The organism is Pontibacter ruber, assembly GCF_023630205.1.
Taxonomy (GTDB): domain Bacteria; phylum Bacteroidota; class Bacteroidia; order Cytophagales; family Hymenobacteraceae; genus Pontibacter; species Pontibacter ruber.
In genome coordinates this window covers 132,221-145,855 of record NZ_JALPRR010000003.1, presented here as the reverse complement: position 1 = coordinate 145,855, position 13,635 = coordinate 132,221, and the positions used below count along the sequence as shown (strand labels likewise).

Genomic DNA, 13,635 nt, shown 5'->3' with positions numbered 1-13,635 from the left:
TAAATCTTAAATTTCCCGTGTTGTAACTGCACAAAAAAAAGACAATTTGTGTTACACGGGTAGTAAGCAGCCGAACAGCAGCTAAAATTTTGCTAATTTATCGGATAAATTTATACTTTTATCTAAAGGAGTACCGGAGCCAACGGTTTCCTGCAACTTTGAAGAAACAAGAATGCCTTACATACCAACCCGTCAGCCTGCAGAGCAGCTAACCACGCAAGCAAACAGTTTACTTCAGGTACTGGCACAGGTTTTTATGCCGGCTAACGGCTTGCTGATTGCCCTGCCCTCCGGCCAGGTGCTGGCTGCCAATGCCCAATCCATAAATTACCTCCCTTCTGACACTACGGTTAGCAAACTGAACATCCGGGAACTCCTGGAGCTGCAGGCCATCGAGGACTATGATGCGTTTCTGAACAAGCTTCAGGACCGGAAGAAAGTATACGGCGAGCTGCCGGCGCTCAAGAACTCGCTAAAGGTCTCTTGCCGGTACACCTGCCAACTCATGCATTTTCAGGATCAGTCGTTCATTTGCATGGATTTATCTGCTGCAGACCAACTGATGTTGCAGGAGGCCGTGGCCCTGGACAGTTACCATGATGTATTTGAAAACAGTACCGAGCCCCTGTTTATACTTGACAGGTTTGGCAACTTCATCGACCTGAACCGCAGCTCGCTCAAGCTTATTGGCCAGCAAAAAGAGTTGATCGTGGGCATGTCGATATCCCGCAGTTTTGGACTGAGCCTGTTTGAACGCATCGCCTTACGCAACCAGTTGCAGAAAGCGATGAACGGCGATCCTCAGAAATTTGAGTGGTGGCTTCATGAGCAGAACCAGGAGCTGTTGCCGGTAGAGATCTCGCTCCAGAAAGGTACGTTCAACGGCGAGGATGTAATTTTCGGATCTGCCAAAAACCTTTTTGAGGCAGTCGGTGCTGAGCGAAACGTGCGCTTCCGTAATCACCAACTGGAATTTGTCAACAACCTGATCACCAACCTTTCGGCATCAGGCGGCAAGAACGAAGTACTGAAGTATACGCTGGACGAGCTGCTGGAAAAAAGCGATGTGATTGGCGGTTGCGTGTACACGTATACGCCTGCAACCGGCACCGCCGAGTTGTTGTACACGGCAGGCAGCGTGGCTGATACCACTTTGCCGGCGGACCTGCTGCTGCCTGTGCGGGTGACAGAACAGCTGCTTACAGACGAAAAACGCAAAGCCGTTACCGAGTTAAACACAATCCTCCAGCAGAAATTTCAGCGCTCGCTTACAGTTGTGCCGGTTAGCACAGACCAGGAATTACTGGCGCTGCTGGTGGTATGGTCAAACAACGATACCCGTATCACGCAGTCTTTCCTGTCGCTGCTCGATTTTATAGGTACTGCCTTGGGCAATTATATTTCCAGGCAGGAATTATCGCAGCAGCTCTCTTACTCCGAAGACAAGTACAAAGCCCTGTTCGAGGCGTCTTACGAGGCAATCCTGCTGTTCAGGGATGGCAAGGTTGTGGACTGTAACGAAAGAGCGTTGCAGTTTTTCCGTTGCAAGCGCGAAGACCTGGTAGGCAATACTCCAATAGAATTCTCTCCTGAATTCCAGCCCGATGGCATGCGCTCTACCGAAAAAGTTGGCCTTCTGATGAAGCAGATCCTGGAAACAGGGGTTCCTATTTCTTTTGAGTGGCAGAATCGCCGCAAAGACGGCACCTTGTTTTTCGCTGAGATCAACCTCAACCGGGTACTGATCGATGGCAAATACCACGTGCACGCCTTCAAGCGCGATATTACGCAGCGCAAGCTGGCACAGTCCGCGCAGCAGCGCCAGCTGGTGTTGGAACAGTCGATGGAGCAGTTCCGCAACTTCCTGGAGAAGGTGAACCTGATCTACTACAGCATCGACACAAAGGGAAGGATCACCTATGCCAACGATTACTTCCTGAACTATGTGGAGTATACCGAAGAGGAAGTGGTTGGCAAGGACTTCTATGAAATGCTGGTACCGGAGAAAGACCGTGAGATGCGCCGGCTCGATTTCCTGAAGTCGCTTGAGAACAAGCAGCACAGTCCGTATTACGAACGCGACGTGGTTACTAAATCCGGCCAGCTCAAGACCATGCGCTGGAACTGCATGTTCGAGTACAACACAGACGGGGAGATCATTGGCGTAACCAGCGTAGGCAAGGACATGACGGACAAGCGCATCGCCATGGAAGCGCTGAAAGACAACAAGATCCGCCTGCAGGACCTCTTCGACAACGCGCACGACCTTATCCAGAACATCTCTGTCGACAACAAATTTATATTTGTAAACAAAGCCTGGAAAGACCGCCTCGGCTACACCGACCACGACATTGAGTCGCTGACGCTCAACGATATTGTACACCCTTACTACAAGGCCAAGCTCATTTACCAGCTTCGCAACCTGTACAAAGGTGAGAATGTAAATAAGATCGAGACGGTGTTCCTGACCAAGGCAGGCAAGCCGGTGCACCTGATCGGAAGTATAACCTGCAGCTGGCAGGACGGTCGCCCTGTGGCTACCAGAGCCATTCTGCACGACATTACCGACCGCATCAAAGCCGAGCGCCTGCAGAAAGTATACTACAGCATTGCCAACCTGGCCATCAGCAGTAAAGACCTTAACTCGCTCTACAGTGCCATACACCGCGAGCTGAGCAAGATTATCGAAACACGCAATATCTACATTGCGCTCTGCGATAAAGACCGTACCCACCTGAACTTTGTGTACCTGGTGGATCAGTTCAGCGACCGTTCTTCTAAAACGCATCTGAAACGGCCATTCTCTGTTGGTCTTTCCGAATACATTATTGAAACAGGCAAACCGCTTTACATGCAGAAAGCGGACCTTCTGGAGCTTTCCCGAAAGCAGAACTTCTCCATACAGGGTGCCATGCCGGAAGTTATACTTTGCTCCCCGCTTGCCATCGGCGACCGCATCATCGGGGTGATCACCCTGCAGGACTACCAGAATCCCGATGCCTACGTGCACACCGATATCGAGATCCTGCACTTTATCTCGAACCAGGTGGCGCTTGCCATTGAGCGTAAGCGAAACGAAGAGCAGATCAACACGCAGAACGCACGCCTGAATGCGATTTTTGAAAGTGGTTCGCACCAGATGTGGTCGCTGAACCGCAACAACGAGCTGACCTCCTTTAACCGCAACTTTGCAAACGCCTTTACCGAGCGTACAGGCTCTACCCTGCAGCCATTTACCCATCTTTTCGAAGACAACATGCTGCCGACGCACGAAGGATCCGCCGACTTCTGGAGAGAAAAGTACAACAGGGCATTTGCAGGTCAACCCCAGCATTTTGAAGTGCAGCTCAACTATCATGAAGGCTGGCACGAAGTATACCTTAACCCGATCTTCCTCGAGGACGGCAGCTTTGATGAGATTTCCGGTATCGCACTCGATATTACCGATAAGAAGAAATCGCAGCTGGCATTATCACAGAGTGAAGAGAAGTTCCGCCACATTTTCGAGTCTTTCCAGGACGTGTATTACCGCACTACCCTTGACGGAAGACTGGAGCTGATCAGCCCATCTGTTTACAACCTGCTGGGCTATCGTGAAGAAGAAGTTGTGGGCAGTCAGAGCAACGATTTCTATGTAAACCCGGAAAACCGGAAGCTGTTGAAAGAACGCGTGATGGCTGAAAAGAGCATTCGCGACTATGAAGTTGAAATGATCTGCAAGGATGGTACACACAAAACTGTGGTACTAGACTCCCGCCTTGTGACTGATGAAAAAGGCAAACCGGTTTACCTGGAAGGGGTATTACGGGATGTATCGGAGCTGAAGCGCACACAGGTGGCCCTGCTCAAAGCCAAGGAAGAAGCGGAAAACCTGCTGAAAGTAAAGACCCAGTTCCTGGCCAACATGAGCCACGAATTGCGCACGCCAATGAACGGCATTATTGGCATGATCGACCTGCTCAGCCAGATCAGCAACGACGAGGAGCAGCGCGAGTACATCGATACCCTGCGCAAATCATCCGATGCGTTGCTGGCTATACTTAACGACATCCTGGACCTGAGCAAGATACAGGCCGGCAAGCTGGTCATCAGCAACAACGGCATCGACCTGCACGACACGCTGGGCAAGATCCACTCGCTGTTTGCCAACCGCGCGCAGCAAAAAGACCTGACCTTTACCTACAGCGTTACGCCGGACACGCCGCGTTACATCCAGACCGACGAGACCAGGTTCCTGCAGATCCTGTCTAACCTGACTTCCAACGCCATCAAGTTCACCAACGCCGGCGACGTAAGTATACTTGTCGACAGCACTTGTTTGAACAAGAAAGGGGATTACATGCTGCATGTGCGGGTAAAAGACTCGGGCATTGGCATTACTCCGGAAGACCAGCAGCTGCTCTTTACAGACTTTACACAGCTCGACAACTCCTCTACCAAAACCTTTGGCGGCACCGGACTGGGTTTAGCCATATCCAAACAACTGGCACACCTGCTCGGTGGCGACATTGGCGTGGATTCCACTCCAGGCGAAGGCAGCACGTTCTGGTTTAACATCAGGGTAAGAAAAGCCAATGGCCAGGAGGTAGAAGAGCAACTGCAGCGCCAGTCTCTGCAGAATGCGGAGGTGGAAGTTCTGGAGAACAGCCCATACGTATTATTGGTGGATGATAACCAGATAAACCAGAAGGTAGCACAAAAGCTGCTGGAGCGACTTGGCTGCCGCATGGATATTGCCTCTAACGGTTTTGAGGCAATTGCATTGGCAACCACCAACAAGTATAACATCATCTTCATGGACATCCAGATGCCGGAAATGGATGGTATTACGGCAACAGGCCACATCAAGGAAAAGCTTGGCGACGCCTGCCCTCCTATTGTGGCCATGACTGCCTACTCGATGAAAGATGATGCGGACAAATTTATGAGCCAGGGCATGGACGACTATGTATCCAAACCTGTGAAGAGCTCGGACCTGTTTGCCGTAATCAGCAAGTGGGAGGAAAAGAGCTGGTACGCACAGCCTGAAGAAGCCCCTGCAGCAGAAGAAATAAACGCGCCTGAGCCTGCGGCACAATCCATTATCGATGAACAGGTTATGGAACAGCTGAAAATGATCGGCGGCGACGCTTTTACCCAGCAGTTGTACACCGAATTTGAGGAGGAAGCCGGCCAGTTGCTCGAGGAGGCCAAAAAAGATTTGAAGGCACAACAATACACAAGTATTTTGAGTACATTGCATCAGCTAAAAGGAACTGGATTTACTTTGGGTATAAACCCTCTGGCAGAACTTGCAAAGCAACTCGAGCACGATATAAAACAAGACCGTCTCGAATCTGTAGACGAAAATTTCTCTAAGCTGCTGGAGCAGTACGAACTTTACCGTAAAGCTTACAAAGAACTAATTATTTGATAATTTCTTATGGCAGAAAGCAAAACCATACTGATTGCAGAAGATAGCTCTGTAATCCTTAACCTGACGAAGAAAATCCTGGAACTGCAACAATACAGGATCCTGACCGCTAAGAACGGTGGCGAAGTGATGAAGCAGGTGGAGCAGAACAAGATAGATGCGATACTGATGGACCTGAACATCCCTGTAAAGAGCGGGATGGAATGTACGCGCGAGATCCGTGCACACAAAGACCAGCAGATCGCAAATATTCCGATCATTGCTGTAACCGGCAATGCCAACAACTATACGATGGAGGACTTTAAAGAAGCCGGCATCAACGAGTACCTTCCTAAACCTCTTGACTTCGACATGCTGGTGCAAACTGTAAAAAAATATACAGTAAAATAGCATAAGTAGCATACATGGAATTAAAGTACACGCGGCCGTTCCTGGGCAAACTGGAGGATATTTTTGCAGAGTCGGACTTTGTGCTGCGCTATGAGAAAGGCAACTTCAAAGCCGGCTACTGTGTGCTGAAAGACATGAAGGTAGCCGTGGTGAATAAATATTTCAGCCTGGAGGGGAAGATCAACTGCCTGTACGATATCCTGCGCACTATTTCAGTGGATGAGAGCCGCCTGAGCGAAAAGAACCGGCAACTCTATCTGGAAATCTGTAATCAGGCAAAAACCAATTGAAAGTCACATTTTTAGGTACTGGTACCTCGCAGGGTGTGCCCGTTATCGGGTGCACCTGCGAGGTGTGCCGTTCTGTTGACTACCGCGACAAGCGGCTACGGGTATCGGTGCACCTGCAGGTGGAGGGCAAGAGCTTTATCATCGACTCCGGTCCCGATTTCCGGCAACAGGTGCTGCGCGAGCGTATCCGGACATTGGATGCGCTGATCTTCACGCACGAGCACAAAGACCATACCGCCGGTCTCGACGATATCCGTGCCTACAATTTCTCCCAGAACAAGGACATGCCCCTGTATGGGGAGGAGCGTGTGCTGGAGCAACTCAAGCGTGAGTTTGCCTACATCTTCTCCGGCATACAATATCCGGGCATCCCGAGAGTGCAGCTACACCCGATAACAGAAACCCCGTTTGAAATAGACGGTGTGCTGTTCCGTCCTATCCGCGTGAAGCATTACAAACTGCCGGTGTTAGGCTACCGCGTAGGAGATTTTACCTACATCACCGATGCTAACCATATACCGGAAGAGGAAATGGATAAGATCCGGGGCTCTAAAGTTGTGGTGCTGAATGCCCTCCGGCAAGAGCCGCATATTTCTCATTTCTCCCTGCAGGAGGCCGTAGACCTGCTCACAGATCTTGCACCGGAACGTGGTTATCTTACACACATCAGCCATTTGCTTGGCCCGCACCGCGAGGTAGAGCCTACCCTGCCCGAATTTATTCGCCTGGCCTACGACGGTCTTCAGTTTGAAGTATAATATTTTGAGTTCTGAGTCTCGAGTTCTGAGTTACGAGTAAGATTAGACACAAGACGTAGGACATAAGACAACAGACGTTATACCTGCTCCTGATTTTGTTGCTTAAGGAAATGTAATTCGTAATTCGTAATTCGTAATTCGTAATTCGTAATTCGTAATTCTAAAAAGGTGCACCAGAACTATTACTTTTTAAGGCAGCTAACGCAGGCACTCCGCCCGCACCTGGTGGGCAGGCAGGTCGTTACCTGCTTTAGCCAGAACAAAGACGAGCTGATACTTGGCTTTGCCAGCGATGCAGATGTGTTTTACATCCGGGCCATGCTTACATCGCATTTCTCAGCCCTCTCCTTTCCTTCAGACTTTAAAAGAGCCCGTGCAAATACGATCAACCTTTTAGCGCCTGTTATTGGGCAACAAGTACTGGACATGGTGCAACACCTGAATGAGCGCAGTTTCTATCTGGAGCTATCGGGAAACATACGCCTCTTGTTCAAGTTGTTCGGCAACCGCTCCAACATCGTGCTTTATGAGGAGAACGAAGCAATAGACCTGTTCCATAAAAAGTTTCAGGCTGACTTGGAGCTCGATCCGCTGCACATGGACCGGCCCATCAGGCAAAACTATGAGGCTTTTGCCGCTGCGCAGGGCAACCTGAAAAAAGTATACCCTACTTTTGGCGATATTCCTGCTTTGTACCTGGAGCAGCAAGACTACCATGCCCAGCCTCTGGAGGCTAAGTGGGAGCTGGTGCAGCAGGTATTGGAGCAACTGGAGGCGCCGGAAGCATACTATCTGGTAAAACTGGATGGGAAGATGCGCTTAACATTACTGCCGGTTGGCGAGGTACAACAGACATACCATAACCCACTGGAAGCCCTGAATGCATATACCCGCAACTACCTGCACGAGACGGGTTATGGCCAGCAGTACGAACAGACCAGGCAGCAGCTGACCAAGAAGCTACACGGCACGCAGCACGTACTGGATCAGACAGAAAGCAAGTTGCACGAACTTCGCCACGACCGCTCCTACTCCCAGACTGCCGATGTCATCATGGCGAACCTCACGAATATTCCGCCGCGTGCAGCCGAAGCCCAGCTCTATGACTTCTACACAGCCCAGCTCCGCACAATTAAACTAAAAGAGAGCGAGTCGCCACAACGATTTGCGGAGCGCCTGTACCGGAAGGCGAAGAACCAGCACGTGGAGGTTCGCCAGCTGGAAGAAAAACTGGAACGCAAACTGGAAGAGGTAATTGTGCTGGAAGATGCCTTGCAGTCCTTAACGGAAGTAAAAGATTACAAAGCTCTTAAAGTATACTTGCGGGAATATGCGCACCTGCTCACCTCCAAGCAGAAGGCTCAGCTGGAGATCCCATTCCGGCTGTTTGAGACAGAAGGCTTTAAGATCTTGGTTGGTAAAAGCTCGAAAAGCAACGACGAACTTACCCAGCGCCATACGTACAAAGATGACCTCTGGCTGCATGCCAAGGATGTGTCAGGTTCGCATGTTGTGATCAAGTACCAGGCAGGTAAAACTATCCCAACTACAGTGCTGGAGAAAGCAGCCCAACTCGCAGCCTATTACTCCAAACGTAAAAGCGACTCGCTCTGCCCGGTATTATACACACCTAAAAAGTATGTCCGCAAACCCAAAGGTTCCGCCCCAGGCGCTGTTGTTGTGGAACGCGAGAAAGTGCTGCTGGTAAAGCCAGAAAATCCGTTCGAAAGGAAAGTATAAGTCGGCTTTATTTTCCTGTCATTTCGAGTGCAACGAGAAATCTGATACTTCTTTTCTGAAGTCTATACTATAGCTTCAGTTTATACTTCAATCCAACAAGCCTTTGCTTCGTAGCTGTCTGTTTTCCTCAGTCTTACTTGCCTATAGTTTCATTTTATACATTGGTGCGCTCAAGGCCGCGGGGCCTCGTCCTCGGGCATCGCGCTGTCTAGCTTTCCTTTGCTACCCTTCGGTCGCAATGCCCTGGCGGGCACCGGAAACCCAGAAGGCGCTCAACCCAAGGACTGGAAACGATACTGCTTCGTAAGCGACTATGCAACTTCAACCAAGTTCCCTTCGAAGGGGGCAGGGGTGGTTGGACCATAGCAACTATGAAACTTATACTTGCAAAGAGGCAAAGGCAGATATTCCCTCCTCGAGAGGGGCGCAGGGGTGGGTTTATACTTCTGCCTTGTATCCTATACTTTGAAGTATAGCAAAAAAACGCGCCTACTAAAGGACAGGCAAGAACTTAAATTTAAAACTGGTAAGTGTTGTGTTAAGGGTATACCCTTTGGCAGATACTTATGGTTCTAAGAAAGATGGACAGGCTGGGAACAAAACAAAAAGGCCTGCTCTAGAGCAGGCCTTTTTTATACCTAATGTGCGCGCGGGGAGATTCGAACTCCCACACTAATGCTCTATTTAACAGGACTATAACCCTTATTCATCGCTTTGGTCACTGATTAGGTCATTTTACACTAAATACTCTTAGTCAAATGGTCGAAGTTAAAATATAATGTATGACTGTAAATGTACGACTAAGTTTAATCAGATGTTATTACCTATAGCATGGGTTGATAAACCCTACATAGATGTTATAGAGCTTTCGTACTGTGAGGATATTCTAAGTTTAGATACCATAATTGATTTAAGTCAAGCGAGTGCAAGATTGTGAGGGAATATATTTTTTAGTTTCTCATGTTGCTCCATATTCCCATAGTTGATAACTATTAATCGTTCCTTGCTTCTGGTTAAACCAGTATAAATTAATTCTTCAAAAGACATTTTAAAATCACCTTCAAGATACTCTTTTTCAATAATTAAAAATAGAGTAGGCGCTTCCCATCCCTTAAAACTATGAATAGTGGAAAGTTTCATTGTCCCACTGTTGAACCAAAAATGGAGCTTTCTGTTATCCCTCACATTCTTAATCTTCTCCCTTATTTTGTAGTCGAGAGGCGCCTTTAGAAGCTTTTGAAGATTTTCATCTTCAAACCAGCTTTCGAATTCGTTTATATTTACCAGATACTTTTTTTGCATTTCTTGAAGCCTCACCATGAAGCTGTGCAACCTATATTTCTCATATAAGGATCTAACAGTAAACAGTATAGCAAGTTGAGTTACCTTTTTGTAATTCTCCTTCAGCTTTGAGTTATTTAGCAGGTTTATTCCTTTTTGTATCGCAGGCTGCTCTATATAATTATCAAATATGAATTTATAGTAAACCTCCTGCGACTCAAACATTGTTTTCGACTTTTCCCCTGTCCTATATCGATAATAACAGTCATATTCCCTTAGCAGTTTTATAGTATAACCAAGTAGTGCGACATTGCTGGGATGCTCTTTTAAATCTGAGATGATCGATTGGACATGATTATATAAAGGGCTTATATCTTCACCCTTTTCAATATAGAAGTACTTAACAAAGCCGAGGTCCAATCCTCCAGTTGTAGTTAAACTATCTATGTTATATTTCTTAGCCATCACCTGCTTTTGAAAGTCAAGTGCTATACGACCAATCTTATCACCAAACCTATTAGATATATTTAATTTTCTTTTCCTTCTCTTGTCTCTGATATTGGTAATTATTTCGCGCTCCTCTTCTTCAAGCTTATTGTCGTATATATTCTGCTTTTCATCTCCTAACAAAACATATTCTCCACCCTGCTTTAGAAAGTATTTCTTCAAGATTTCCATCCATTCGAATTTATAGTCCTGAATTTCGTCAATAAACATGGCGTCATATTTCTCTAGATGGTCTTGATATGGTTCAAAGATGCTTACATTTGAATAATAGTTTACTTCAAAGTATTCACTCTTATCATCATCGTTCCACTTTTCGAAGCCTTCTGGTACTACTACAGAAATTCCTACATTATTGAACTCTGCGGTTAAGAACGAGTGGTAATTCGTGATGTAAAAATTCTCCCAGCTAAACTCAGATCTTACTTGGCTGATTTTATCATGAACATAGTTTTTAAGTGTTATATTATACGTAAGGATAAGAACTCTTCCCCCTGTTCTTATGTGTGCATTTACTGCTCTCACAGCTAGTACTGTCGTTTTTCCAGAACCAACAACGCCTTTTATCAATTCTTCTACAGGCTCACTATTAATAAGCTTCTGTTGTTCTTGATTGTACTTGATAACTTTGCCATCCTCAATAGTATGTACTGGTGGCTGTAAATATCTTTTAAAGCTTTGGTAGAGATCTTCCTTAAAATATTTAGAGTTATTTAGAGTCATGTATTTCTTCCATAGAAGGTCTTTAAAGATCTTTGATTCGAGATCATCATAGCCTAAAAAGGATATGTTCTTGTTTAAAAACTTCATGTATTTCTCATCATGTTCAAAAGGAGAAACTATGAAATCAGTGATGCTTTCTCTGCTCTCCTTATGAAAATAAACAGCACAATTAACCACATTCCAATACTTATAATCCATGATCTTTTTGTATAGGAGATCTTCTATATGCAGGTTATAGATATTCTGTTTGTATTGAAGCACCTGATCTATAGGAGATTTTATAAACGCAGAGTTTTTCCCCTTTACTTCCCACTTTTTCCTCTCATTAATGGAGTAATGTCTGAACTCCCAATCTTTTACCTCTATAATCAAAATTCCAGCCCCTTTCTTCAAGATTACTATATCTGGTCTGTCTCCATTAAGAAAAGGATTGAAGAATACCTCATACGCATTGCTCAAAATAATTTTGAGAAAATTCAGTAAGTACCACTCTCCTGGTTCAGGTTTTACTTTTAATTCGTTTATCTTCTCTAAGGATGGGTAAAAGATAGCCATATAAATGATAGTTAAACTCCTATCAAATATAGCATAATTTATACAATACTATTAAGTGTTTGGTATATATGATTCTGCTAATTTAAATGCGTATGTAAACTGTAGGTATCTCTTCTACTCTAGTTGTATAATAAGGCGACTTATAGTCAGACTTCAGTAGCCAGTTCTTGTTAAGCCCCTGCGCAGCTACCTGTACCATGCTTCTCCCAAACCTGTCTGTGAGTTTATCCATCACCTTCATCAGGCTGCTGTGCTTGTCCCTATCCACTGTGTCGAGCAGGTCAAACTGAATCTGGTTCTCAGGGATGATTTCAGTTACAATCACGCCACTCTTCTTATAGTAGTAGTTTGGTTTAAAGATGGCTTTTAACGCAAGTGTAGCATAATGGATCAGCTCTATGTCTGAATTGGTAGCTACAGGCATAGCGATAGTCCTACTGTTGTAGTACTGCCTGTCGTGCTCAGAGAAAGGATTGGTCTGCACAAACACTGTGACCAGTCTGGCGCAGCTCTTCTGGCTCCTGAGCTTCTTGGCGCACTTGGCTGCATAAGAGGCTGTTGCTTCCTTTACATCCTTTAAAGATGTAAGCTTGGTGCCAAAGCTTCTGGAAGTGCAGATACCCTTCTTAGCAGGTGCCACCTCTTCCAGCTCCAGGCATGATTCGCCCTTTAGCTCTTTTAATAATCTGACTCCTACCACAGTCATATGTTTTCTCACCCAGTTCTCTGAAGCGTTGGTAAAGTCGAGGGCTGTATGGATGTTATGCTTTTTCAGGAACTTAGCGTACTGGCCTCCAATGCCCCATACATCCTCCACTTTGGTAGCTTCCAGCGCTTTTTGAATATGGTAAGGCTCTGTTAAAACTAACACACCATTGGCTTTAGCAGACTTCTTAGCCAGCTTGTTGGCTACCTTAGCAAGTGCCTTGGTAGGTGCTACGCCTAAGCTAACTGGTATACCAGTCCATCGCGTTACTGTTCGCTTGATCTCCCAGGCATAGCTAAAGAGGTCGATGTCGTAGAAGTCACCCAGGTCCAGAAAGCATTCGTCGATGGAATAAATCTCCACATGAGGCGTAAATTGCGAGAGCGTCTGCATGACCCTGTCAGACATATCCCCATACAGCACGTAGTTGGAGGAAAAGGCGTGCACTTGCTTGTGCTCCACCAAGTTCCTGATCTGGAAGAAAGGGTCACCCATCTGAATGCCTAATGCCTTCGCTTCGTTGCTCCTGGCGATCACGCACCCATCGTTATTAGAGAGTACCACGACAGGCTTCTCATTCAGCGAGGGATCGAAGACCCGCTCGCAGGAAGCGTAGAAGTTGTTGCAGTCGCAGAGGGCAAACAGGCTGGTCATAGCTTTACAGGCCTGTGTAGTATCCACACCACTACGCCCCATACGCGCATATCCATTTCCTCTGTTATCTCGATAGGTTTATAAGCAGGGTTGGCTGGATAGAGGTAAGCTTTGCCCTCAATCCTTCGAAAGGTCTTGACAGTAAACTCCCCATCCAGAAAACAGACGACAGGAAGCCCATCAGCTGGCTTCAACGCCTTGTCAATCACTAGCAGATCGCCATCGTGTATGTTGGCGTCTTGCATGGAAGTACCCTTCACCCTCATCATGTAGGTAGAAGTAGGGTTCTGTATTAAGTACTTTGATAGATCAATCCTGTCTTCCAGGTAATCATCGGCAGGAGAGGGAAAACCAGCTGAAACGTAGGAAGCATATAAGGGCAGCTCTATATTATCTAAGACTTCGAAATCAAAGTTTTCCAGAACATGAGAGGATATGGGAATAACCTTGGCAGTACACATAACAGCTGTTATTATATTGTAAAACTAATATTGTTAGCAAATACGAACTATTATATGTTATACGCTAAAATAATTAGTTATTTTTATCAACAGCTTATTCACACTAATCTGATTCCAAGTTTACTACTTTGATATTAATCAATATTAATGGCTCAACTGT

The 13,635-nt window shown here is 46.3% G+C and carries 8 protein-coding genes; 5 read left to right on the top strand and 3 right to left on the bottom strand.

The window, feature by feature from the left end:
- The first annotated feature begins 172 nt into the window (after positions 1–172).
- The 5 genes from MJ611_RS12495 to MJ611_RS12475 all read left to right on the top strand — a co-directional run bounded on the left by MJ611_RS12495 (position 173) and on the right by MJ611_RS12475 (position 8,591).
- Complete coding sequence (locus MJ611_RS12495) at positions 173–5,413, top strand: PAS domain S-box protein (RefSeq protein WP_250430151.1); 5,241 nt, start codon at positions 173–175, stop codon at positions 5,411–5,413.
- A gap of 9 nt (positions 5,414–5,422) precedes the next feature.
- Positions 5,423–5,803 carry a response regulator gene (locus MJ611_RS12490; protein ID WP_250430150.1) on the top strand — a complete coding sequence of 127 codons (381 nt, stop codon included), beginning with the start codon at positions 5,423–5,425 and terminating at the stop codon, positions 5,801–5,803.
- Between the two features lie 14 nt (positions 5,804–5,817).
- Entirely contained in the window at positions 5,818–6,093 is a 276-nt protein-coding gene (locus tag MJ611_RS12485) for a hypothetical protein (protein WP_250430149.1), read from the top strand.
- Positions 6,090–6,851, top strand: a complete 762-nt coding sequence (locus tag MJ611_RS12480; protein ID WP_250430148.1) for an MBL fold metallo-hydrolase — start codon at positions 6,090–6,092, stop codon at positions 6,849–6,851. The genes MJ611_RS12485 and MJ611_RS12480 overlap by 4 nt, the downstream gene beginning before the upstream one ends.
- 168 nt (positions 6,852–7,019) lie before the next feature.
- Positions 7,020–8,591, top strand: coding sequence for an NFACT RNA binding domain-containing protein (locus MJ611_RS12475; protein WP_250430147.1), 1,572 nt, complete (start codon positions 7,020–7,022; stop codon positions 8,589–8,591).
- Between the two features lie 915 nt (positions 8,592–9,506).
- Here MJ611_RS12475 and MJ611_RS12470 read toward each other — a convergent pair.
- The 3 genes from MJ611_RS12470 to MJ611_RS12460 all read right to left on the bottom strand — a co-directional run bounded on the left by MJ611_RS12470 (position 9,507) and on the right by MJ611_RS12460 (position 13,475).
- Complete coding sequence (locus tag MJ611_RS12470; protein WP_250430146.1) at positions 9,507–11,654, bottom strand: nuclease-related domain-containing DEAD/DEAH box helicase; 2,148 nt, start codon at positions 11,652–11,654, stop codon at positions 9,507–9,509.
- 82 nt (positions 11,655–11,736) lie between these two features.
- Positions 11,737–13,014, bottom strand: a complete 1,278-nt coding sequence (locus MJ611_RS12465) for a Y-family DNA polymerase (RefSeq protein ID WP_250430145.1) — start codon at positions 13,012–13,014, stop codon at positions 11,737–11,739.
- Positions 13,011–13,475, bottom strand: a complete 465-nt coding sequence (locus MJ611_RS12460) for a LexA family protein (RefSeq protein WP_250430144.1) — start codon at positions 13,473–13,475, stop codon at positions 13,011–13,013. Before MJ611_RS12460 ends, MJ611_RS12465 begins: the two co-directional genes overlap by 4 nt.
- Positions 13,476–13,635 lie beyond the last annotated feature (160 nt).

Bases quoted from the DNA above. Each gene is read 5' to 3' on its own strand.
- MJ611_RS12490 (WP_250430150.1), top strand. From the start codon at position 5,423: ATGGCAGAAAGCAAAACCATACTGATTGCAGAAGATAGCTCTGTAATC.
- MJ611_RS12495 (WP_250430151.1), top strand. From the start codon at position 173: ATGCCTTACATACCAACCCGTCAGCCTGCAGAGCAGCTAACCACGCAA.
- MJ611_RS12465 (WP_250430145.1), bottom strand. From the start codon at position 13,014: ATGACCAGCCTGTTTGCCCTCTGCGACTGCAACAACTTCTACGCTTCC.
- MJ611_RS12485 (WP_250430149.1), top strand. From the start codon at position 5,818: ATGGAATTAAAGTACACGCGGCCGTTCCTGGGCAAACTGGAGGATATT.
- MJ611_RS12460 (WP_250430144.1), bottom strand. From the start codon at position 13,475: ATGTGTACTGCCAAGGTTATTCCCATATCCTCTCATGTTCTGGAAAAC.
- MJ611_RS12470 (WP_250430146.1), bottom strand. From the start codon at position 11,654: ATGGCTATCTTTTACCCATCCTTAGAGAAGATAAACGAATTAAAAGTA.